This is a genomic window from Pseudomonas ovata, from assembly GCF_003131185.1.
Lineage (GTDB): Bacteria > Pseudomonadota > Gammaproteobacteria > Pseudomonadales > Pseudomonadaceae > Aquipseudomonas > Aquipseudomonas ovata.
Window position 1 is genome coordinate 422,644 of sequence record NZ_QFFU01000001.1, and the last position, 23,272, is coordinate 445,915.

The window sequence follows — 23,272 nt, forward strand, 5'->3', positions numbered from 1 at the left end:
AAATCATTGGTTACATCCGCACTGAACCTGTCTGCGGCTTTACCGGCGTTATGCCTTTACACCGAATGTGAATCTTTCGCATTATGTCGCAGCTTTTTCGGGCGTCCGCGCCACCTCTTCTTCCTAGAACGCAGGATTTCGTCATGATTCGTATGCCTCTGGCCAGTGCCAGTCTGCTGGCCATCGCTATCTCTCTCGCCGGTTGCGGCGAAGGCAAGGACAACAAGGCAGCCGCCCCTGCACCTGCCGCTGCACCGGCCCCCGCAGCAGCGCCTGCACCGGCTCCGGCGCCAGCCACCGCACCGGCTGCAGCAGCGCCAGCGGCCGCCGCACAGACCAACGATGCAGCCGCCAAGGCCGTGGTCGCCAACTACGCCAACATCGTGCATGCCGTCTTCAGTGACGCCGAGGCCAGCGCGAAGAAACTGCAGGTCGCCATCGACGAATTCCTCGCTGCCCCGAACGACACCACCCTCAAGGCCGCTCGCGACGCCTGGGTCGCCGCCCGCGTGCCTTACATGCAGACTGAAGTCTTTCGCTTCGGCAACACCATCATCGACGACTGGGAAGGTCAGGTTAACGCCTGGCCGCTGGATGAAGGCCTGATCGACTACGTCGCCAAGGACTATCAACACGCGCTGGGCAACCCCGGCGCCAGCGCCAACATCATCGCCAACACCGAGATCCAGGTGGGCGAAGACAAGGTCGACGTCAAGGACATCACCGCCGAGAAACTTGCCAGCCTCAACGAGCTGGGCGGTTCGGAAGCCAACGTCGCCACCGGCTACCATGCCGTTGAATTCCTGCTCTGGGGCCAGGACCTGCACGGCAATGGTCCAGGTGCCGGCGAGCGCCCGGCCAGTGACTACCTGCAGGGCGAAGGCGCCACCGGTGGCCATAACGAACGCCGTCGTGCGTACCTGAAGGCCGTCACCGAACTGCTGGTAAACGACCTGCAGGAAATGGTCAACAACTGGAAGCCGGGTGTGGCCGACAACTACCGTGCCACCCTGGAAGCCGAGTCCGGTGAGAACGGCCTGCGCAAGATGCTGTTCGGCATGGGCAGCCTGTCGCTGGGCGAGCTGGCCGGCGAGCGCATGAAAGTGGCCCTGGAAGCCAACTCCAGCGAAGACGAGCACGACTGCTTCAGCGACAACACGCACAACTCGCACTTCTACAACGGCCTGGGCATCCGCAACGTCTACCTGGGCGAATACACCCGCACCGACGGCAGCAAAGTCAGCGGCCCAAGCCTGTCGTCGCTGGTGGCCAAGGCTGACGCCGCCACCGACGCCACCCTGCGCAGCGACCTGGACAACACCCAGGCCAAACTCCAGGTGCTGGTTGACCGCGCCGGCAAGGGCGAGCACTTCGACCAACTGATCGCCGCCGGCAACACCGAAGGCAACCAGGTGGTCCGGGACGCCATCGCAGCCCTGGTCAAGCAGACCGGCGCCATCGAACAGGCTGCCGGCAAACTGGGCATCACCGACCTGAACCCGGACACTGCCGATCACGAGTTCTGATCCGTCCGGTAACGCGCAACACACACATGCCGGTCAGTTCGCTGACCGGCATTTTTTATGGTTTTGCGGATGAACAGCCGCGCCCCGCCCTGACTTTTCTGCAATGGCTGTAGGGCTATTCCGAAACGCAGGTTGACGTATTGTTTGTCCTGGCGGCTGTGCCGACTATCGCGTCTTGATCCTGCTCAAGGCGTACCTGCATGCCCGACTTCGAATCCGGTCCCGTCGACCTGCCCTGGTCCACACCCGCCTGGCTGCTGTTCAACGGCGTCAATGTCGAGCACCTGGCTCGCACCCTGTACAGCTGCAAATCCGGTATCGACCCGCAGCCGGTGTTCCTGCTGACACGCTTCAAGGACCTGCTGGACAAGTCGCCCATGCTGGTCGCTATAGAGGGGCGCTTCGATCCACTCTACGAGCTGTTCCTCAAGCACGTCTGGCACGACTGGGGCCTGCTGCTGTTCAGCGAAAGCCCCATGCAGGACATCCTCGCTCACCTGCGCTGGCTGCTGTTCGTCGACGAACCGGACCGCAAGCCGACCTACCTGAACCTCTCCGACCCGATCGTGGCCAACGCCCTGTACGGCTTGCCCCCACAGCACACCGATGATCGCCTGTTCGGCCCCATCGAACAGGTGCATGCCGCCGATGTCATCCACGCCTGCTGGCGGCGCCATGTGCGTCAGGGCCCGCCCCCGCCGGCGCAGAAACAACCGCTGTACGGCCTGAACCCGATGCAGCTGCAAGCCCTGGGCGAGAGCAACCTGAACATCATGGTGATCGAGCTGGAAAAGCACATGCGCCAGTTCTTCACCGACTACCTGCCGTATGCCAGCCTGCCGGAGCGCTATCAGCATCTGCATGGCCTGGCGAGCCAGGCCTATGCGCAAGGTTTCACCACCGAGATGGACATCTTCCACTACGCCAACGTCAGCCACTTTCTCTCGACCCAGCCCACTGATGCGCATGCCGACATTCGCCAACTGTTGACCACGACGTCCCCCTTGACCCACTCGCAGCGTGTCCAGCAGGCCAACTGGCTGGCCGTGGAACGAAGCCATGCAGGAGCCTCGTCATGAGCCGCAAGACGCTGTCCCCCATCGAAAAAGCCCACTGGGAATCGCGCGCCAGAAGCCATGTAGATGTGAAGGACAGCATCAGCGCCTGCCCGCTGATGGGCAAGAACGTGCAGTTGATCCCTGTGCGCTATGGCCGTGTGGAACGCCTGCGCAGCCAACCTGACGGGGATCGCTACAAGGGCCTCCAGCGCCCATTGGGCCTGCGCCTGGTGCGTGACGGTTTTCTGTACGTGATCGACGAAAACGATGTCGAGCTGCGTGAATACCGCCTGGTCGATGGCCGGCCTGCCGGGTTGCTGTGGAAGGGCAGGCAAGTGACCCAGGATATCCGCCTGGAGCCGGGCGGCTCCCCGGATATGGTTTTCCCCCACGACAGCCTGCTGCATGTGGCCTGGTCCCCTATTCAATGGACCGCCGCCAAATGCATGCACGTACTGGACAGCTCGCTGGACCGCTATTACTTCATGCAACAGGTGCACCTGGCCAAGACCGACTGCCAGAAAGGTGGCCCGCACTTGCGTGTGGAAAGCCAGATCAGGCAGCAGCTGGCTGAAATTGCCGAACAGCCGGCCGCGCACTGCTTCGCCCCGGGCATTCCCGAAAAGGAACAACAGGATTATCACTGGGAAGATCCGCCGTTGTTTCGCGAAGCGCATATCGGCCAATTGAAACAGGCGCTCAACCCTCTCTATGAAAACGACCACCTGTATCTGGTGCTTGAAGACAGCCTGGGCATTATCGAGGACCTGGCCGATGAGCAGGACCGGGTTGTCGACTGGATCAGCGACTGGCGCGAAGCGCATGACAATGAACTGCGCTACGTCACGGCCAGCTACATCGATACCCTGATGACCGTGGGCGAGCATACGGCACGACAGAGCGCCGGCAACGATTCGACGCTGTTCGAGAAAACCACCCCCGACCAGCGTGCGTCCATCTACGCCTGGGTCAATGCACGCAATCGGTGGCGCTGGGAAAAACGTACAAACTACCGCGACACGACCTACCGCTTCGATGAGATCCCCCAGGAGCCGATAGAAACCCGGATGGCCGAGCAGGACATGACCCTGCGCAAGCGTGAAATGATCGAAGCGCTTGGCGAGGTCCGCTACAACGAACTCAAGCGCGAGATCGAAGCCCTGGAGGACAGCAGCCAGGGCACCCTGAATGGCATAGGCCTGGGTGCACGCGGCATCCATGACCTGGTGCGCCACGAAGACATGCAAGCCTACCTGCACCGCGAGCGCGCCCACCTCAAGCGCTGGCAGCAACGCCTGGAAGCCATCACCGAGGACCGCACCCACCTGCTGAGCCGCAGCGAATACCACCGCAGCACCTGGTACTTCGACCCCGAGAACGCCGAACAACTGGAGCAGGCGCTGATCGTCGAACAGAACTGCATGCGCGACCTGTGCCGCACTGACGAAAGCCTGAGAAAGGTCGGTGAGTTCTTTCATGAAAACCCGCATTACATCCTGCCGGTCTTCCAGGGCCGGCTGGATTTCAACTTCCTCAAGAGCAAGGCCGGCGACCTGAACAAGTGGCTGGATGACATTCGCAACTTCGGGCAAGGGCTGGTCGATGCGAATGCCCGGGTGCATGAAATTGATCAAATCATGAGTCATCACTGGTCGAGGAGTCTGGAGCTGACTCCGCAACAGCAAGCGCTGCATCAGGGTGTACTGGCCAGTTTCATACCCTCTGTAGCTTTGAGTATGGATGACTGGCTGGCGAAGCTGCAAAGCCGGCTCGACGACAGCGATCTCCACAATCATCTCAAAAAACTCAACAGCGTCACCAATCGCGCCCAACGCCTGGGTATGCTGGTTGCGCTACAGGTCGAAGGGGTGACGCTAAAAGTTGCACATCCGGCCGATATTGACCAGTTCAGGGATCGCCTGATTCACTTCGGACAGTTGATTGACCACGAAGACAAACTCAAAAAGCAGGTCGGGAAACTGAAAAGGCGAGTACGCCAGCGTGGACTGTCTGCGGATGAAAAACTAAAATTCTCCCATGCCAAACAGGCTGCTAGTCAAGAACTGCTAACTACACGCCATGCACGTACAGCGCTTCGGCGACTGCTTGAAGACAGTATTGAACCAACCAACACATTGGACAGCGGTTACATACAGGCAAGGCTGAATATAAGCGATGCTCAACGCGCAGGCTTACAGGAAGAGACCCGGCGTTTGCAAGCCGGAATGCGTGGTGGTTACGCCACATCCGGGGCATATGGGGCGGCATTCAAAAGCAGTTGGGCGCCGTTGTTATTAGGCGCGCTGCAGGTGGCAAATATCCAGACTGCCTGGAGCATGGGCCTTAAAGAGTGGGAAGATGGCCAAATATCCAACAAGACATATTTACTTATTACCGCCTCAGTCTTCAGCGTTCTCAGCAGCGGCTTAACCGCTTATCAAATGGCGCATATCGCAATGCTGGACAACGTAATGAGAAACGTCACTCTAACCACCGCAAGGATGGCAGGCAGCTTAACGTCAGTAAAAATAGGGAAGCTGGGACTAGGGCTGGGCGGAGGCATACTAACATTAAATTTCAGCCTGTCTCTCACGACTCTTCTAAGCAATCATGAAAAATGGAAAACCGCTTTGATCAGTGGTACTCGAGGCGAGCAAGTAGGTGCTTTTATAGGTCGCACCGGGGACTGGGGAGCTGTAGGCACGACGGCCCTGGGCTCTGGGATCGCCATAAAAGAAATGGCTATTTTATTCACGCAAGTGCTCCACGCTGAGCCCGCACAGAAAAAGCTGGTTGCCAGCCAGGCTTGGGCTACGCGAGGGGGGCGATTTTTAAACTTTGCAGCCCGCCTGAATCTGTGGGGACTGGCCTCAACCCTCCTCCAGATAGGCGGTGAGGCCATCTATAACTATTACAACCTTGATGAAATGCAACGCTGGCTATCAGGCTGTCTCTGGGGTGTTCAACCTCAAGGTTGGAGTGAAGCCGATCAAAGACAAACACTGGCTGAAGCAACTTTACTACCTACATTCTTTGACAACGGCATAGTGTCGGATTTTGCCACAGGCGAAGCCGTGCGGAGCATTTATCTAATTCTACCCGGCCTGACACCAGCCATGCTCGACCAAGACACATTACGCTGGAATGTTATATGGTCGAGCGGCTCCGAAAAAATTGACGCCAGTGAATTCTTCAAACAAAAACTCAGTCTTAAAAGCGCATCCCCCTTAACACTAGAATTAAAACTGGACCCTGACTACATGGGCCATCACGTCTATCTAAGCCTGCACCTGGCAGTAAAACCTTTGCTAGCCGAGCATTTTTTGAACGCTGAAAATGGCTATCTTTACTATCATATTCCCTTGAGCCTCGACATCGTAAATAAGCCCACCAGGCCGACAATAGCCCCTCCCAACAGTTCAAAGCAACTACCAAAAACCTGCATCAACAGGGTCCTTATAAATGACAACCACTGAACATGCACAATTGCTGCGCGCTGGCGACATTCAAAATACGCATAACGAGAGAACATTCTGCCTGGCCCCCTTGCCATTGCCGACAGGTGCGACTATTTTTAGCTCGCAAAAACCAATAATTCCTCACAGCAAATCTTACTTTGATTTCATGCTAGGCAGTGCCTCATTCGAGTTCCCTATCCGCGTTGCGCTCACCACCCTTATCGGGATAACGCTCCTTCTTTTCCTGATAGGACTCCTTCCCGGACTCTATGCACACCTGTACTTTGGCCGTCCGATCCTTGAAGGCTTGAAAGTTTTATTTTTAGAAGGCCCCTTTGTCACAGTACTGCTTTCAAGTATTACACTCATTTTTGGTATACCTATAGGGCACTCTATACTGCTGTATATACGCACCCCTCCCATCCGCTTCAATCGCCAACGTCGAGAAGTCGCCTATGTCGCCAGACGCGGCATGGCACCGCATATCGTTCCTTGGGAAAACCTTATCGCCTGCATCAGCAGCACAATAACCCTTACAAAATATGGCTATCAGCCTAGCGATACTCTGAGGATCGGTCTGCCCGCCTCTGGAAAAGACGAGGTGGTCTGGCTAGACATTGCCTGCTTCAACCTGGCCTGCGCCCTCAGTGAGTGGGAAACCATTCGTGTGTACATGGAAGAAGGTCCGGACACCCGTCCCAAATACTTTGACGTTAGTGATCTGGAAGCTGAAGAAGGCAGCCTTGAACACTTCCATCTCTGCCGCCGTGTTTACCGTGAAAAACAGGGTTACCTGATGTACCTGTTCGGCTTCGTATTTCTCCAGGCGTTGGGCGGCTGGACGTTGCCCTGCCATATTGCAGCCTGGATCCAGCGCCTACCCAAAACCGCGTTTCCCAAATCGATTCATGAATGGTCAAAACCACTGCCGCCGGATCAATGGCAGCAACCGAGCGCCGAGTTGATCGAACAAAGCCAGGCAGTACAAAAGACACTGCGCAAGGGACTTACCTTGATCGATCATTTCACAGCACTGCCCCGCGCGCCGACCGCCCCTAAACCCGGCTCGCTTACGGAACGGCGTAAACGGCGCAGGGAGGCCAGGTTGCAGAGTGAGCAGCACTGACGCTTGCCAATGATCAGCTCACCGACCGGCATCCTCATGTGTTTTCGCCGTAAAAGCTGCGCTCAAACCTAGGGGCTGTTGCCGCTTCAGCACGAGCCGTGATGAAACGGCAACAGACCCTAATGCCGACCCTTCGTAAAATTGTGGTGCCCTGTCAATTTTCGTGAGCGCTTCGCACTCAATCACGAGCAAGCGCCCTGCCACAGGTTGTGTTCCAGACAGACATTGGTAGATACGTTTTAACTGATCGGCATTACGTCCTGACCTGACTTTTCTGCAATGGCTGTAGGGCTATTCCGAAACGCAGGTTGACGTCTTGTTTGTCCCGGCGGCTGTGCCGAGTATCGCGTCTTGCTCATTTTCAAGGCGCACCGCATGCCCAGTTTCGAACCCGATTCCATGCAAGACACTGCTCCCCTGGAAACAGAGGATGCTATAGGCAAAGACAGCATCAGCGTGTCGCCCTTTCCACTGCCTACCGGTTTTCGTGCCTATCGATCACCGAAGCTCAGCCTGCCAGATGACAACGAGGTCTATCTTGATTTCACCCCAAAGGTGCGGCTTCCCGAGCGAGTGATTCGCCGTTATCTGGGCTTTGCGCTCGGCCTGATCGCGATTTATCTGGTTTACACCCTTGCGCTCGACATCATCAGCCTCACAGGGCAACGCCCGGCCTTTGAAAGGTTGCGCGGCTTGCTGGCGGACGATGGCTGGCTCATCAGCGTCGGGGCGTTCATCGCCTTCATATTGATCAGCTCGGTCCTGCGAAGCATCTGGGTATGGACGCGTCCCTATCCGATGCGCTTCAACCGCCAGCGTCGCGAGATGGCCTACATTGCCGATGCTGACCAACGGACGCGGTTCATTGCCTGGGAGAAGATCGGTGCGTTTGTCAGAGGAACGGACACTCATACCTCTTTGCTCGCGGAGCCTATCAGGATCTATACGCTCAACCTGGTGCTCTTTAGTGAAGACGATGCTGAAACGAACATATTTCTTTCATCACACTCAAGCCTGGAGAAGGCCATGGGCGAATGGGAAAGCATCCGGATTTTCATGGAGAGAGGCCGCAAATACTTGCCCGCCGATTCCGTGGCGCATGATGCAATGGGGGGCACGCTTGAGCATCTTCATATGCTCCGCGATCTATACAAGCAAGGCAGTTACCTGCGTTACCTGTTGGTTTTCATCCCGCTCAACCTGCTCGCAGGCGGGACGCTCCCCTTTCATATTGCCCGCTGGATCAAGAAACTGCCCCGGGTCGAGCACTCGAAAGAGATGCGCGAATGGTCGCAAGCGATACCGTCCAGATCATGGAAACGCCCGGATGAGTTGTTCCGTGAGCTCACCCTGGAAAGACTTGAGTACCTCAATACTGGCAAGACGCTGATGGACTATCAACGCGAATGCGTGGAGTTTGTCCGTCTGGAGGACGACGCTTTCGAGGAGGCCAATTCGTAACAACAAATTGCATCACCCTCAGCAAACGATAATCCCTCTTATTCAAACCGGCCGGGGCTGTTAAGCTTGCCCGCCCTGAGGTTTGGCTGTTTGCAGAGTGCTATGACTGTGCCGTTGCGTTCATCCCTGGCGTTGCTATTGGCCTTGGTCCTGACCGGGTGCGAGGACGCACCGCGTTTCACCCAGGCCGAGCCGGGGGAGGCGTTGTCGGGGGGTGCCACGACCGTGCAGCGCAGCGACAAGCATGCCTTTTCCCTGCCATCGGCCAATCTGCCGCCGGTCAAGCGGGTGGACTTCAGCGTCGGCAACAGTTTTTTCCGCAACCCCTGGGTCATTGCCCCGTCGACCACCACGGCGCGCGACGGGCTGGGGCCGTTGTTCAATACCAATGGTTGCCAGAACTGCCATATTCGCGATGGCCGTGGTCACCCGCCAGAACCTGGCGACAGCAATGCGGTGTCGATGCTGGTCCGGCTGTCGATTCCCGACAGCGCCGGTACGGCCGAAGTGCTGCAGCGTGTCGGGGTGGTGCCGGAGCCGGTGTATGGCACGCAGCTACAGGACATGGCAGTGCCTGGTGTCGCGCCTGAAGGCAAGATAAGGGTCGAGTATGACCCACTGACCGTGCGCTTTCGCGACGGCATGCAGGTCGAACTGCGCCAGCCCACACTGAGCATCACCCAGTTGGGTTATGGTCCGCTGCACCCTGACACCCACATTTCGGTGCGCATCGCGCCGCCGATGATCGGCCTGGGCCTGCTCGAAGCCATTCCCGAAGCGGCCATCCTGGCCAATGCCGACCCTGAGAATCAGGATGGCGATGCCATTTCCGGGCGACCTAACTGGGTCTGGGACGAAGCGCGCCAACAGGTGGCGCTGGGGCGTTTTGGCTGGAAGGCCGGGCAGCCCACGCTCAACCAGCAGAATGCCCATGCGTTTGCCGGCGACCTGGGCCTGACCACGCGCCTGCTGCCGTTCGATGACTGCACGCCGGCACAGACCGCCTGCCTTCAAGCACCCAACGGCAATGGCCCGCAGGGTGAACCTGAGGTCAGCGACAATATCCTGCGCCTGGTCGAGTTCTATACCCGTAACCTGGGTGTTCCGGCCCGTCGCCAGGTGGATGATCCTCAAGTGCTGGCCGGCAAGAACCTGTTTTTCAAGGCTGGCTGCCAGCAATGCCACACGCCGCAGTTCACCACCCACGCCGATGCCGCAGAGCCTGAGCTGGCCAACCAGATCATTCGGCCCTACACCGACCTGTTATTGCATGACATGGGCGAAGGTCTGGCCGACAATCGCAGCGAATTCCAGGCCACCGGCCGTGAATGGCGTACACCACCGCTATGGGGCCTGGGCCTGACCCAGACCGTCAGCGGGCACACCCAGTTGCTGCACGATGGCCGGGCCCGCAATGTGCTCGAAGCGATTCTCTGGCACGGTGGCGAAGCCCAGGCTGCACAGCGGCAAGTGCTGGCTTTTGATGCACAACAAAGAGCAGCCTTGCTGGCTTTCCTCAATTCATTATGATTGCGTCCCTTTAACCAAGGAGCCAGAGATGTTCCGTCCCAAATTGCTGTTCACCGGCCTTGCGGCCCTGGCCCTGGGTGCCTGTACACCTGCCGACCCGCAGGCGGTCACTTCTGCGGCCATTGCCAAGCAAGTGATTCTGCCGACCTATAGCCGCTGGGTCGAAGCTGACCGTCAGCTGGCGAACAGCGCCCTGGCGTTCTGTCAGGGCAAGACCGACCTGCAAAGCGCGCGAGCCGACTTTCTCAAGGCGCAGAAAAGCTGGGCCGAGTTGCAGCCCTTGCTGATCGGCCCGCTGGCCGAGGGCAATCGTGCCTGGCAGGTGCAGTTCTGGCCCGACAAGAAAAACCTGGTCGGCCGTCAGGTCGAGCAACTGGTCACGGCCCAGCCGGCGATCAGCGTCGATGAGCTGACCAAGGCCAGCGTCGTGGTGCAAGGCCTGTCGGCCTACGAGTACATCCTGTTCGATGCCAATATCGACATGGCCAATGCCGAGCAGAAAGCCCGCTATTGCCCATTGCTGACCGCTATCGGTGCGCGCCAGAAAGCCTTGGCCGAAGAGATCCTCAACAGCTGGAACAGCACCGACGGCATGCTTGCGCAATTGAGCAAGTTCCCCAACCAGCGCTATGCCGACTCACACGAGGCCATTGCCGAGCTGCTGCGTGTGCAGGTCACCGCGCTCGACACCCTGAAAAAGAAGCTGGGCACACCACTGGGTCGCCAGTCCAAGGGCGTACCGCAGCCTTTCCAGGCCGACGCCTGGCGCAGTCAGGCCTCGCTGAGCAGCCTGCAGGCCAGCCTGGTCAGCGCCGAGACCGTCTGGGCCGGTGTCGACAACAAGGGCTTGCGTGGCCTGCTGAGCCGCGAGCAGAAGCCATTGGCCGACAAGATCGATGCGGCGTATGCCGCCAGCCACACGCTACTCTCGCAACTGACCCCGCCGCTGGCCGATCTGCTGGCCAGCGACACCGGGCGCCAGCAACTCAACGCTTTCTATGACAGCCTCAACGTGGTGCATCGCCTGCAGGAAGGCGAACTGGCCAAGGCGCTGGGCATTCAGTTGGGCTTCAACGCCAACGACGGCGACTGATCGGGAGAACACAGATGATGTTGCGACGTCAGGCCCTGGCCCTTGGCAGCCTGTTGCTCAGTGCCGTGACACTGGGCGGCTGGACACTGTTTCGGCAGAAGGAAATTAGCCCGTTGCTGCTGTCGGCACGCGATGATGCCGACGGCAAACACTATGCCGTGGGCTACCGGCTCGATGGCAAGGCTGTCTTTGCCACCGAAGTGCGCCTGCGTTGCCATGACATCATCAATCACCCCACGCTGCCACTGGCGGTGTTCATCGCCAGGCGCCCAGGCACGGAAAGCTACCTGATCGACCTGCGTGACGGCCGCTTGCTGCAGACCGTCGTGTCGCCGCCGGGCCGTCATTTCTATGGCCATGCCGTGATTCATCAGCAGGGTGAATGGCTGTACGCCACCGAAAACGATACCCGCGATCCCGGTCGCGGCGTGCTGGGCGCCTATCGCTTCGTCAACGAGCGGCTGGTGCGTGACGGTGAAGTCTCCACCCACGGCATCGGCCCGCATCAGGTCTCGTGGATGCCTGACGGTGAAACCCTGATCGTGGCCAATGGCGGTATCCGCACCGAAGCCGAGAGCCGGGTCGAGATGAACCTCGATGCCATGCAACCTAGCCTGGTCCTGATGAAGCGTGACGGTACGCTGCTGAGCAAGGAAACCCTGGCCCAGCCGATGAACAGCGTGCGTCATCTTGCTGTCGCCCGCGACGGCACCATTGTCGCCGGCCAGCAATTCATGGGCGATGCCCAGGAGACAGCCGAGCTGCTGGCGATCAAGCGGCCCGGCCAGCCGTTTCAAGCCTTCCCGGTGGCCGAGGCGCAGCTGCGGGCCATGAACCATTACACGGCCAGCGTCGCCATCCACGACGACCTGCGCCTGGTGGCGCTCACGGCACCACGGGCCAACCGTCTGTTCATCTGGGACCTGGACAGTGGTGCCTTGCGGCTCGATGCCTCCATGCCCGACTGTGCGGGCGTGGGTGCAGTCAGTGAGGGTTTCGTGGTGACGTCCGGCCAGGGACGCTGCCGTTTCTACGATTGTCGCCAGACCGATTTGCAGGCCAGGCCGCTGGACCTGCCAAGTGCGTTCTGGGATAACCATCTGCACCTGCAGGTGGCCTGAGCCAGGACTACATGACCTTGCCGCCGGCAAGGCTGTTGCCCGGCGACGGCTGCGGTGCGGACTTGATCCGGGCCAGCACCGCATAGGCACTGGACTCGTCAGGAATGATCACGGGCTCGCAGAGCAGCTTTTCCAGACGCGGATCACGTGTGCAGAGATCATTCCGGGCCTCAAGCTGAGCAGCTACCTCTCTCTGATGCTGGCAGATGATATCGAGCGCATCGGCTGCCGCCTGGAGACGGGCGATGGTATCGCAAGCGGGTAAAGCTGCGTGTCTGGTCGTGTTGATGCGCAAGGTGTCAATCTGCCGCTTCAGGGCACGCAGGGCATTTTCACCTTTTTCGAGTGCCAGGCGCAGCGTGTCGACATTCCTGCCGTATTGTTGCGCGACGCGCTTGTCTTCGACCTGCACTCGCTCAAGCCTGCCGATGTGGGCAGCCAGTTCCAGTGCAAGGTGATCATGTCCCAGCGCCAATGCCTTGCCGGCATTTCCGGCCAGTTCCGCCAGCCGCGCAGCGGTCTGTTCGGTTTCCCGGGAAGCAAGGATATGCTTGGTCATCAGGTTGGCAAGGCTCGAACGCCCAAGGCCGATCTCCTCTTCGGCTTCACCCACCGCCCGATCAAGCAGGCGTAACGCCTGGTCGGCCATGACGGTATCGGAGACATCATGGCCGCGCCCCCGCAAGGCGATCAATATTTTTGTCCAGATCAGGCCCATGGCAATTTCCTTCTGCGCAGCCGCGAAATGAATGAAAGCGAACGTTACAGCGAGCAAGGGAAAACGATGACACAAGCACTGGGGCGGATATGCCGGAAATATCCCATAGAGGAAGTAAGAAATTTCCACACGACTTGAGGCTTCAGAGGTGCCCCTTACTTATGCCGGACGTAAAAAAGCCCCGGGCGTCAAACGCTCGAGGCTTGTCGGGTGACGCATGGATTCAACCTCTCTGGCCGGTGCCCTGGGTCATGCTGTAGAGAAACAGCAGCAGATCATGGTCAGGCCGCACCACCGGTTGCGACTTGGCGACACGTGGCAAGGGACAATGCCCCTCACCGTGTACGGTACTCAGAATCCGGGTAGCCGGCTGTTGCCAGGCCGCCATGGCGACCGTGGTCGTTGCCAGGGCTGCCACCAGGAATAAACCTCGAGCCATTTCTAGCTTCATCACTCCAACCCCTTGAGGGCGCTGCCAAACGCTGTCTGGTAAAAGTAGATGAACTTTTCCCAGTCGGGGGCGGTGAATGACGAATGGCGGCGTAATTGTTTGATGTCATGCAGCGCTGCGCGCCGGGCGGTCAGTCGTTGCCGGCCTTTTTCCAGGTCCAGCAAGGCGACTTGTGCAACGGCCTGCTCGCCTTCACCCGTGACCCTGACGAACACATGCTTGATATACAGGCAACTGTGCTGCCAACGCCCCCGGTGCATCCGCGCCAGGTTCTGCGCAAGGGTCTGCAGCAACTGGTCGTGCAGCGCTTCACCATGACGCTCACGGCCACCGGCAGCGTACCAGTCCTCGATCGGCTCGTAGCCCACCAGCGCTTCGGTCACCAGCAGGGCACGCCATTGCGACTTGTCATCGCGCTGGGCCCCGCAGAAAACAGTTTGCGGTGCGCCAACACCCAGGCGATGCAGGCCTTCAAGGGCATCTCGCTCACGCAGTACCGTAGGACGGCCAAACGGGTGCAACACACTGCGGTAGATGTGGCCGGTCTGGCGCTTTACGTAAAGTAAACGACCGTCGTCAGCCTGCACGCGCTGCACGCCACTCTCGCCGCCACGACGCACGTTGGGCGGTTCGACCCACTCACCGCGTGTTGCCCAGAAGTACTCGAACTCATTCTCTGACTCTGTCAGTACTGCCTGTCCCATGGTGCGTCATCCCGATTACTTCTTGCGCAACAAATAAACACGCCACATGGCATACAGTGGCAGGAAATCCATCCGCTGCTGGATCCGGAAGCCGGCCTGTTCAAACTCGGCTTCGACCGTAGCGGCTGGTAACACAAAACGATTCTGGTAACTGTTTTCCCCATCGACCTGCTCGCCGGAGTGCTTGCGAGTTCGCTCCAGACGCTTGCGTTTCCAGGCCTTGAAGTTGCCATCGACCCATAACGAAACGATGACACTGTCGCGGGTAACCCGCTGGAACTCCTGCAATAGAGCGATACGATGCTCGGCTTGACCAATATGGTGCATCAGGCGCATGCAAAAGATACTGTCTACTGCACTGTCGGGCAGATCAATGTCAAAGGCAGATGTCTGCAAGGGTTGTACCCGTTGTACGACTTCGGCGGGTTGTGCCCGGCAAGCGGTCCTGAGCATGTCGGCCGAATTGTCGGCCCCAATGATCAAGCGATTGGGCTTTTCCGCCAGCAATGGCCAGAAACGCCCTGCCCCGCAAGGTAAATCCAGCACCAGGCCAGGGTCGCCTGCCAGGCGCAAGGCCTTGCGGGCCAGTTGTTCATCACGCCGATGGGACAACTGACGCCATAGGCCGTTCTGGTGCTTGTGCAAATATTGCTGGGCGTGGTCATTGTCGTATTTGCTGGAAAATTCCAGTTCGATGCGATCACTCATGGCGGCGTCTCCGATTCAGATGCCGCTCACGATAAGGAGCCGGGCGTCTTGCTCAGGTCATGCCAATGTGAAAAAAATGTACGCAATGAAACGGGATGTTTCCATAAATTACAAGAAGTTACGGCTATTCGGGTCTGTTCGTGGAGGTGTACGGCACTTTATCGGCATCCACACCTTGCGGATGAAAGGCCCGCTCAAGCGCGGGCCACTTCCAGACTGACCCTGAACCGGCACCCGTTTGGCTCATTGGGGGTCAGGCTCACGGTCCAGCCCTGGTTGGCGCAGATGCGCTGCACCAGTGACAAGCCCAGCCCCAATCCTTCGCCACGCTGTTCGTTACCCCGTACGAATGGCTCGAACATGGCTTCGCGCTTTTCCTCGGGGATGCCCACACCACTGTCTTCGACCACAAAACCTTCAGCCTGCAACGTCAGGGCGATGAAACCGCTGTCGGTGTAATGCAGTGCATTGCGCAGCAAGTTGCCCATGACGGCCAGCAAGAAGGTCGCGTTGTAGCTGATATCGGGCGCCGGATCGTTTTCACTGGGCGTGTAGATCAATTGCAGGCCCTTGCTTTCAATCGGCCCGCGCCATTGCGCAACCAATTGCTCTGCAGCGCTGTTGAGGGTCGCCTTGGGGGTCATGGTCGGGTCTTCGCGCTGGGTACGGGCCAGCATCAGGAAGGTCTGGACCAGATCGCGCATCTCTTCGCAGGCACGGGCGATACGCTCGACCTGACGCCGGGCACGCTGGTCCAGCGCCGGGTTTTCCAGTAGCAGTTCGCACGAGCTGGCCAGCACCATCAAGGGCGTGCGCAACTCATGGCTGACGTCACTGGTGAACATCCGCTCACGGCTCAGGGCCTGACGCAGTCGTCCCAGGGTGGCGTCGAAGGCCACAGCCAGTTCACCGACCTCATCGGCGGCATAATCAGGCGCCAGCGGTGGCGCCAGGCCCAGCAACTGGTCGCGGTGCCGCACCTGGCGTGCCAGGCGCGATACAGGGGCGATGACCCGGCGCGCCAACACCCAGCCGAGAAACACGGCCAATGCCAGGGCCATGACAAAGCCCACCAGCACCACCGCGAACAACACGCGCTCGCGCTCCTCGAAATCGCTCTGGTCCTGCAGCAAGGCGTAGTGGCGGCCTTCGACCACCTCGATCATGGCGTGGTACGACAACGGGCCGCGAAACACCTCATGAAAGCCGGGCTCCAGGTGGCGTATGTCCTGTGGCAGGTCGAAATCGCCAGGACCGTTGCTGAAGTAGAACAACTGATCCTGCTTGGGTCGGTGACTCCAGTCGCTGACGCTGTCGGCCAGCAACAAGCGGTTGAGATCGCCACCCAGGCCGGCCGAAATCAGTTTTTCCTCGACCAGGTGCACTGTGGAGATGATGCCGACGGCGAAGGACCCGGCCACCAGTGCGCTCATCAGGGCAAAGGCGATGATGATCCGTTGGGCAAGGCTCTGTTTAAACTCCATCCCGGCCCTCGGCCAAGCGGTAGCCCACGCCATGCACGGTGTGCAGCAGCGCTTTGGGGAACGGTTTGTCGATGACCTGGCGCAACTGGTGCACATGGCTGCGCAGGCTGTCGCTGTCCGGGCAGTCGTCGCCCCACAGCGCCTCTTCGAGAATCTCGCGGCGCAGCACATGCGGGCTTTTCTGCATCAGCACCGCCAATAACTTGAGGCCGACCGGGTTGAGCTTGAGCAGTCGCCCTTCACGGGTGACCTCCAGGGTGTCGAGGTCGTAGACCAGATCGGCCACTTGCAGGGTCCGACGCCCGCCGCCCTGGGCACGACGCAACACCGCCTCGATACGTGCAGCCAGTTCCGAAAGGGCAAATGGCTTGAGCAGGTAGTCGTCGGCACCCGAGCGAAAGCCTTGCAGGCGGTCGTCGAGCTGGTCGCGGGCCGTCAGCATGATCACCGGCGTATCGCGCCGGGCATCCTCACGCAGGCGCTTGCACAGCGTGTAGCCGTCGATGCCGGGCAGCATGATGTCCAGCACGATCAGATCGTAATGTTCGGTGGCGGCCAGGTGCAGGCCGGAAAGGCCGTCCTGGGCGCAATCGACGGTGTATCCCTTCATCCCCAGATAGTCGGCCAGGTTCGCCAGAATATCGCGGTTGTCTTCAACCAGAAGGATTCGCATGAGGCTCTCCGCAGGCAATGGGCTGGCGCAGCTTAGGGGCTGTTGACGTTGCAGTGCAAGCCGCAGCAATGGCTATGGCAACAGACCATCGCCGGCGTCATACATTTCATCCCCTGAATGAAAGAACCCCGCACGAGGCGGGGTTCTTCAGGTGACGCTTGAGGGTGAAGCGATTTACATCATGCCGCCCATGCCACCCATGCCGCCCATGTCCGGCATGCCGCCGCCGGCTGGCTTGTCTTCGGCGATGTCAGCGATCATGGCTTCGGTGGTGATCATCAGGCTGGCGATCGAGGACGCGGCCTGCAGAGCAGAACGGGTCACTTTCGCCGGGTCCAGGATGCCCATTTCGATCATGTCGCCGTATTCGCCGGACGCTGCGTTGTAACCGAAGTTACCCGAGCCTTGCTTGACCTTGTCAACCACAACGCTTGGCTCGTCGCCGGAGTTGGCCACGATCTGGCGCAGTGGCGCTTCAACAGCGCGACGCAGCAGAGCGATACCCACGTCCTGATCGGCGTTGTCGCCTTTCAGGCCTTCGATGGCCTGCAGCGAGCGAACCAGCGCTACGCCACCGCCAGGTACCACGCCTTCTTCGACGGCTGCGCGGGTAGCGTGCAGGGCGTCTTCAACGCGGGCTTTCTTCTCTTTCATCTCGACTTCGGAACCGGCGCCGACCTTGATCACGGCAACACCGCCGGACAGCTTGGCCAGGCGCTCTTGCAGTTTCTCTTTGTCGTAGTCGGAGCTGGTGTCGCCGATCTGCTGGCGGATCTGAGCGATGCGCGAGTCGATATCGGTTTTAACGCCAGCACCGTCGATGATGGTGGTGTTTTCCTTGTTCAGCACGACGCGCTTGGCGTTACCCAGGTGCTCCAGGGTGGTGCTTTCCAGGCTCAGGCCGATTTCTTCGGAAATCACGGTGCCGCCGGTCAGGACAGCGATGTCCTGCAGCATGGCCTTGCGACGGTCGCCGAAGCCTGGAGCCTTGACGGCTGCAACCTTGACGATGCCACGCATGTTGTTGACGACCAGGGTCGCCAGCGCTTCGCCTTCGACGTCTTCAGCCACGATCAGCAGCGGACGGCCGGCTTTGGCAACGGCTTCCAGCACTGGCAGCATTTCGCGGATGTTGGAGATTTTCTTGTCGACCAGCAACAGCAGCGGGCTGTCGAGCTCGGCCACCATAGTGTCCGGCTTGTTGATGAAGTACGGGGACAGGTAGCCACGGTCGAACTGCATGCCTTCTACAACCGACAGTTCATTTTCCAGACCCGAACCTTCTTCAACGGTGATAACACCGTCTTTGGTCACTTTTTCCATGGCTTCGGCAATGATGTCGCCGATGGAAGTGTCGGAGTTGGCCGAGATGGTGCCGACCTGGGCAATCGCCTTGGTGTCGGTGCATGGCTTGGACAGCGACTTGAGCTGGGCAACGATGGCGATGGTCGCCTTGTCGATACCGCGCTTGAGGTCCATCGGGTTCATGCCGGCAGCGACGGCTTTCAGGCCTTCGTTGACGATGGCCTGAGCCAGAACGGTCGCCGTGGTGGTGCCGTCACCGGCGTCGTCGTTGGCACGGGAGGCAACGTCTTTGACCAGCTGCGCGCCCATGTTTTCGAAACGGTCTTTCAGTTCGATCTCTTTGGCAACCGAAACGCCGTCCTTGGTGATCAGAGGAGCACCGAAGCTCTTCTCGATGATCACGTTACGGCCTTTAGGGCCCAGGGTCGCTTTTACAGCGTCAGCCAGGACGTTGACGCCTGCGAGCATTTTCTTGCGGCCGGCATCGCCGAATTTAACTTCTTTAGCAGCCATGATCGTTATTCCTTAAATACTGGGTAATCGCGGGAAATTGAGCGGGAGGACTCAGGCTTCGATGACGGCGAGGATTTCGTTCTCGCTCATCACCAGCAGGTCTTCGCCGTCTACTTTCACGGTGTTGCTGCCGGAGTAAGGGCCAAATACCACTTTGTCACCCACTTTCACGGCCAGCGCACGGACTTCACCGTTGTCCAGAACACGGCCGGTACCTACAGCAACGATTTCGCCACGGTTAGGCTTCTCGGCAGCCGAACCTGGCAGCACGATGCCACCGGCAGTTTTCGTTTCTTCTTCGCTGCGACGGATTACGACGCGGTCATGCAGAGGACGAAGCTTCATTGTCGATCTCCTGATTTTGTTTATAGGTCCGGTGAGCACACCGGCGGTTTGTTGAATTCCGGCATGGCCGGGTACGGTTCGACGGGCGAACCGCAGAATACGGTCTGGCATCGAGCCAGAAACCTTGCGGTGACCCATACATAAGGGCACCCAAGGTGATTACAAGTGCAGGACACGAAATTTTTTACATCCGCATCAAACGCACACGGCACCCGAAGGTGCCGTGTGCGGTGCAAGTGCCGGTCATTTGTCGCGGTGTTCGAACTCGCCTTCGATCACGTCGGGCTTGCGCGTCGGCGCATGAATCGCCCCTGAAGACTGAGGCTCCTGGGGTTGCCGGGCGTGCGGGTAGGCCTGCAGGTCGTCGGCAAAAGCGCGCTGGCGCATGGCCTGGTCTTCGGCGCGCTTGCGCAGCCTGGCGATCAGCAGGCGACGGGTGAACGGCAGCAGGCAGATCACGCCCAGGATGTCGCTGAGAAAACCGGGCAACAGCAACAGGCCGCCACCGACCGCCATCATCAGTCCTTCAAGCATCTGCTGGGCGGGCAACTGGCCACGCGCCAGGCTTTCACGGGCGCTCAGGGCGGTGGCAAGCCCTGCCACACGCATGATGAACAAACCGAGCATGGAGGTCGCCAGCACCAGCAGGAACGTCCACAAAAAGCCGATGGACATGCCGACCTTCACCAGGATGAACAGCTCGATCACTGGAAACAGGAGAAACAGCAGCAGAAAAACACGCATCAAATCGATTCCTCTAAGGAAGAACGTCTTCCAATAGACCCTATTTGCAGCCGGAAAGTCGTTAAATCAAGTGCCGGATGCGTCAGGGGTCGGCCATTCGCGGGCGCGGGCCAGATAAACCAAGGCTTCGCGAACCTGTATCGGAGTGTTGCAGGTTTCGCCAAAGGGTAACCAGAACAAAGCCTGACCAATACGCAAATGCAGGCCTTCGCTGTCGACGCCGACCATCTGCGCCGGCTCGGTCTGCGGCAGACCGGCCAGTTGCACATAATGAGCGATGGCCTGGGCGTGATCCTGATTCATGTGTTCGATCATCCCGGCCTCGCTGGCGCCGGCGAACGGGTTGGCCAGCGTCACATCATCAAGCCAGTGGATGGCACCGAAGCCACCGATGTAGCGATAGCGCACCGGGGTCAGCCGCCAGAAATCGAAATCGTGGGCACTGTGATAGCTCTGTGACTCCGGAAAATAGCGGTAGTAACGCCGGGCCGCTGCCGCGATGCTGTCGGGATCGGTGAGCTTGTGCCCTTCGGCCATCATCGTGATACGCCCCACGGCCTGGACGTTGGCGGCCTCGCGTTCGCCCACCAGCAGCGAACACTTGGGATCCTGCAACAGGTTATGGGTGTGCTGGGCGATACGGCTGATAAGGATCAGCGGCATGCCCTGCCCGTCCAGGCAATAAGGCACCACGGAGCCGAACGGAAAGCCGGGCATCGACTTGGAGTGCGTGGACAGTACGCCACGGTATTCGCGCAGCAACAGCTCGCGGGCCGATCGAGAGGCTTTGGCGCTCATCGTGTTTCCTTATCAGGGTGAGTGGCAGGTCGATACATGGGCTCGACTGCTATACCTATCAGTGGCATGCCCGCCATGCCATCACTATGACTTGTTCAATGGGCACGCGTATGGAATTGAAAGGCAAGTTAATCATTATTACCGGTGGATGCCAGGGGTTGGGCCTGGCGATGGCGCGCCACCTGGCAGGCCGTGGGGCGAACCTGGCGCTGCTGGACCTTGATCAGGACAAGCTTGATGCGGCGGTGGCGACCTGCACAGCGCTGGGCATCCAGGCCCATGCGTACCTGTGCAATGTCACCGACGAGGCGCAGGTGGTCGAGACCGTTGCGCGCATTGCCGCCGACAGCGGTGCGATCCACGGGCTGATCAATAATGCCGGCATCCTGCGCGACAGCCTGCTGGTCAAGGTCAAGGATGGGCAGATCAGCACCATGAGCCTGGCGCAGTGGCAGTCGGTGATCGATGTCAACCTGACCGGCGTGTTCCTGTGCACCCGCGAAGTGGCCGCCACCATGGTCGAGCAGAAGAGCCAGGGCGCGATCATCAACATTTCGTCAATCTCGCGGGCCGGCAATATCGGCCAGACCAACTACGCCGCATCCAAGGCCGGTGTGGTCGCTGCCACCGTGACCTGGGCGCGGGAGCTTGCGCGCTACGGCATTCGCGTGGCGGCTGTGGCACCCGGTTTTATCGAGACGGAAATGACCGGCAGCATGAAACCCGAAGCGCTGGAAAAGATGACCTCGGCCATCCCGCTCAAGCGCATGGGCACGCCCGAGGAAATTGCCCACGGCGTGGCGTTCATTCTGGAAAACGATTATTTCAGCGGCCGGGTGCTGGAGCTCGATGGCGCCATGCGCCTCTGAAGACAACGATGGCCTGACGGTTTGCCGTCAGGCCACGTGCAGCCTGCAAGACTTACCAGGTCACGCCGAAGCCTGCGGTGTAGCGGGTCTTGTCGACGTCGCCGTCATTGGAGCCGCTGATGATGTCTTTCTCGGCCTTGAGGTTCAGCGAGGCCCAGTCGGTGACCTTGTAACGCAGGCCGACCTCGACATCCAGGGCATAATCAGCCACGCCGCTCAGGGGCTTGCCCAACTCGCCGTTGGTGAAGAACTCGAACTTCTTGCCCACCAGATAGCGGTTGTAATCCCAGGTGCCGGCCACGGCATAGAAGTTTTCCTTCTGTCCGTTGGAGAACTGGTAATCGGTGCGATTGAGCAAGGCGCCGACCTTGAAGGCGCCCAGTTCGTCATCCCACAGCTGGTAGCCGGGACCGGTACCGACCGTGCGCTCGCGGCTCAGGTCTTCGATCTTGTCGCGCTTGTAATTGACCCGGCCGTCCCAGAAGAATTTGTCGGTCAGGAAATAATCGAGCGAGTATTCGGCACTCCAGTTGTCCGTGCTGACCACGTCGTCCTGGCTTTCGCGGTTATATTCGCCCTTGGCATTGTGGCGCCAGCGGTCATGGCGTGCCGAGGTCTTGAACGCCAGGTTGTAGTCGTCGGTGTCGTTCTCGGCTTTCTGGAAGTCCACCGCCGCATCGATATTGCCCTTCCAGACCAGGTCGGTGATCACAGGCTTCGGCTTGATGATCTGCTGGATACTGGCAAGCTCCACGGTCTTGGGCGCGCCGCCCTCGGACAGCACCACCTTGCCCTCGTCACTGGCTTGCAGGGACTGGGCGACTTCGCCGGTGTACTCGCCCTGCTTGACCAGCAGCGGCTCCTTGCTCTCCAGGGTCTTGATCTGTTTCCAGTCCAGCGGGATGGCACCACCATAATCGGTCTGCAGCAACAGCTTGCCGCCGTCGAACAGCTTGATCGTGCCGCTCAGGCGGTCGCCGTTCTTCAGCCAGACAGTGTCGGCAAGCAAGGGGGTGGAGGCGCAGGTTACAGCGAGGCACAGCAGGGTTCTGGACAACATAAGCAACGACCGGACTCTGGCAGAAATTCAGGCATTATCCGTCGGCAGCACTTCGCAGGAACAGCCGCGGGACGCGATTAGCACTGACCCATGGAATGTTCTGTAGTTCAAATTCCCACGGACCGCGCATCGAATAAACATGAACGAACCCAACCCTGCCACTGTCGACGAACCCTCTGGCCTGTCGCCTGCCGAAATGCGCAAGACCGCGCTGTACCTGACCTTGCATCAAGTGCCTGCCGGTCATGTCATCAGCTATGGCGAACTGGCCCGACTGGCCGGGCTTGGCCGGGCCGCCCGCTGGGTGGGGCGCACCCTGGGCCAGCTGCCCGAGGGCTCGACCCTGCCCTGGCACCGGGTGCTGGGTGCCGGCGGTCGGATCAGCCTGGCGGCCGGCACGCCCTCAGGCGACGAGCAGCGCGCCCGATTGCGCGCCGAGGGCATTACCGTCCGCAATAATCGTGTGGATATGCAGCGCCATGGCTGGCGTCCCATGCAGCACAGCGGTTAGAGTGCGCCCTTTGTTT

General features: G+C 59.6%; 21 protein-coding genes. 10 read left to right on the plus strand and 11 right to left on the minus strand.

From position 1 onward, the window contains the following. The first annotated feature begins 143 nt into the window (after positions 1 to 143). From DGA31_RS01885 to DGA31_RS01920, 8 genes are all read left to right on the plus strand, one after another. Positions 144 to 1,526, plus strand: a complete 1,383-nt coding sequence (locus DGA31_RS01885; RefSeq protein ID WP_109511356.1) for an imelysin family protein — start codon at positions 144 to 146, stop codon at positions 1,524 to 1,526. 200 nt (positions 1,527 to 1,726) lie between these two features. Beyond that, positions 1,727 to 2,605 carry a DUF4123 domain-containing protein gene (locus DGA31_RS01890; protein WP_109511357.1) on the plus strand — a complete coding sequence of 293 codons (879 nt, stop codon included), beginning with the start codon at positions 1,727 to 1,729 and terminating at the stop codon, positions 2,603 to 2,605. Further along, the gene (locus tag DGA31_RS29505; RefSeq protein ID WP_152034983.1) at positions 2,602 to 6,060 is read left to right on the plus strand and encodes a toxin VasX; all 3,459 of its coding nucleotides are present in this window, start codon (positions 2,602 to 2,604) and stop codon (positions 6,058 to 6,060) included. The genes DGA31_RS01890 and DGA31_RS29505 overlap by 4 nt, the downstream gene beginning before the upstream one ends. Further along, positions 6,047 to 7,168: a DUF6708 domain-containing protein gene (locus DGA31_RS30120; RefSeq protein ID WP_241509509.1), complete on the plus strand. Its 1,122-nt coding sequence runs from the start codon at positions 6,047 to 6,049 to the stop codon at positions 7,166 to 7,168. Before DGA31_RS29505 ends, DGA31_RS30120 begins: the two co-directional genes overlap by 14 nt. A 375-nt stretch (positions 7,169 to 7,543) precedes the next feature. After that, the gene (locus tag DGA31_RS01905) at positions 7,544 to 8,629 is read left to right on the plus strand and encodes a hypothetical protein (RefSeq protein ID WP_109511359.1); all 1,086 of its coding nucleotides are present in this window, start codon (positions 7,544 to 7,546) and stop codon (positions 8,627 to 8,629) included. A gap of 102 nt (positions 8,630 to 8,731) precedes the next feature. Beyond that, complete coding sequence (locus DGA31_RS01910) at positions 8,732 to 10,159, plus strand: di-heme oxidoreductase family protein (protein WP_109511360.1); 1,428 nt, start codon at positions 8,732 to 8,734, stop codon at positions 10,157 to 10,159. Positions 10,160 to 10,187: 28 nt separating this feature from the next. Then, positions 10,188 to 11,252, plus strand: coding sequence for an imelysin family protein (locus tag DGA31_RS01915; protein WP_109511361.1), 1,065 nt, complete (start codon positions 10,188 to 10,190; stop codon positions 11,250 to 11,252). 17 nt (positions 11,253 to 11,269) lie between these two features. Further along, positions 11,270 to 12,373, plus strand: a complete 1,104-nt coding sequence (locus DGA31_RS01920; RefSeq protein ID WP_109511506.1) for a DUF1513 domain-containing protein — start codon at positions 11,270 to 11,272, stop codon at positions 12,371 to 12,373. Between the two features lie 7 nt (positions 12,374 to 12,380). Here DGA31_RS01920 and DGA31_RS01925 read toward each other — a convergent pair whose 3' ends face one another. From DGA31_RS01925 to DGA31_RS01970, 10 genes are all read right to left on the minus strand, one after another. Further along, positions 12,381 to 13,091 carry a PspA/IM30 family protein gene (locus tag DGA31_RS01925; protein ID WP_056834292.1) on the minus strand — a complete coding sequence of 237 codons (711 nt, stop codon included), beginning with the start codon at positions 13,089 to 13,091 and terminating at the stop codon, positions 12,381 to 12,383. A 223-nt stretch (positions 13,092 to 13,314) separates the two neighbouring features. After that, positions 13,315 to 13,542, minus strand: coding sequence for a hypothetical protein (locus DGA31_RS01930; RefSeq protein ID WP_056834290.1), 228 nt, complete (start codon positions 13,540 to 13,542; stop codon positions 13,315 to 13,317). Further along, positions 13,542 to 14,246: a lipopolysaccharide kinase InaA family protein gene (locus DGA31_RS01935; protein WP_109511362.1), complete on the minus strand. Its 705-nt coding sequence runs from the start codon at positions 14,244 to 14,246 to the stop codon at positions 13,542 to 13,544. Before DGA31_RS01935 ends, DGA31_RS01930 begins: the two co-directional genes overlap by 1 nt. 15 nt (positions 14,247 to 14,261) lie before the next feature. Continuing rightward, complete coding sequence (locus tag DGA31_RS01940; RefSeq protein WP_109511363.1) at positions 14,262 to 14,954, minus strand: class I SAM-dependent methyltransferase; 693 nt, start codon at positions 14,952 to 14,954, stop codon at positions 14,262 to 14,264. A 194-nt stretch (positions 14,955 to 15,148) separates the two neighbouring features. Continuing rightward, the gene (locus tag DGA31_RS01945; protein ID WP_056834283.1) at positions 15,149 to 16,438 is read right to left on the minus strand and encodes a sensor histidine kinase; all 1,290 of its coding nucleotides are present in this window, start codon (positions 16,436 to 16,438) and stop codon (positions 15,149 to 15,151) included. Further along, a complete protein-coding gene (colR, locus tag DGA31_RS01950; RefSeq protein WP_056834281.1) occupies positions 16,428 to 17,111 on the minus strand; it encodes a two-component system response regulator ColR in 684 nt (227 codons plus the stop codon). The genes DGA31_RS01945 and colR overlap by 11 nt, the downstream gene beginning before the upstream one ends. Positions 17,112 to 17,285: 174 nt before the next feature. Continuing rightward, positions 17,286 to 18,929, minus strand: a complete 1,644-nt coding sequence (groL, locus tag DGA31_RS01955) for a chaperonin GroEL (protein WP_056834278.1) — start codon at positions 18,927 to 18,929, stop codon at positions 17,286 to 17,288. Between the two features lie 51 nt (positions 18,930 to 18,980). After that, positions 18,981 to 19,274 (minus strand): co-chaperone GroES, encoded by a 294-nt coding sequence (locus tag DGA31_RS01960; RefSeq protein WP_056834276.1) that lies wholly within the window; start codon positions 19,272 to 19,274, stop codon positions 18,981 to 18,983. Positions 19,275 to 19,517: 243 nt separating this feature from the next. Beyond that, the gene (locus tag DGA31_RS01965) at positions 19,518 to 20,018 is read right to left on the minus strand and encodes an FxsA family protein (RefSeq protein ID WP_056834274.1); all 501 of its coding nucleotides are present in this window, start codon (positions 20,016 to 20,018) and stop codon (positions 19,518 to 19,520) included. Between the two features lie 66 nt (positions 20,019 to 20,084). After that, on the minus strand, positions 20,085 to 20,816 hold the full coding sequence (locus DGA31_RS01970) for a HugZ family pyridoxamine 5'-phosphate oxidase (RefSeq protein WP_109511364.1): 732 nt from the start codon (positions 20,814 to 20,816) through the stop codon (positions 20,085 to 20,087). Positions 20,817 to 20,926: 110 nt separating this feature from the next. Here DGA31_RS01970 and DGA31_RS01975 point away from each other — a divergent pair, with 110 nt between their 5' ends. Further along, complete coding sequence (locus DGA31_RS01975; protein WP_109511365.1) at positions 20,927 to 21,685, plus strand: SDR family oxidoreductase; 759 nt, start codon at positions 20,927 to 20,929, stop codon at positions 21,683 to 21,685. A 52-nt stretch (positions 21,686 to 21,737) separates the two neighbouring features. Here the strand turns inward: DGA31_RS01975 and DGA31_RS01980 are convergent, their stop codons facing one another. Beyond that, positions 21,738 to 22,745 carry a DUF481 domain-containing protein gene (locus DGA31_RS01980; protein ID WP_109511366.1) on the minus strand — a complete coding sequence of 336 codons (1,008 nt, stop codon included), beginning with the start codon at positions 22,743 to 22,745 and terminating at the stop codon, positions 21,738 to 21,740. A gap of 139 nt (positions 22,746 to 22,884) precedes the next feature. Between DGA31_RS01980 and DGA31_RS01985 the strand changes: the two genes are divergently transcribed. Further along, entirely contained in the window at positions 22,885 to 23,256 is a 372-nt protein-coding gene (locus DGA31_RS01985) for an MGMT family protein (RefSeq protein WP_056834264.1), read from the plus strand. Positions 23,257 to 23,272 lie beyond the last annotated feature (16 nt).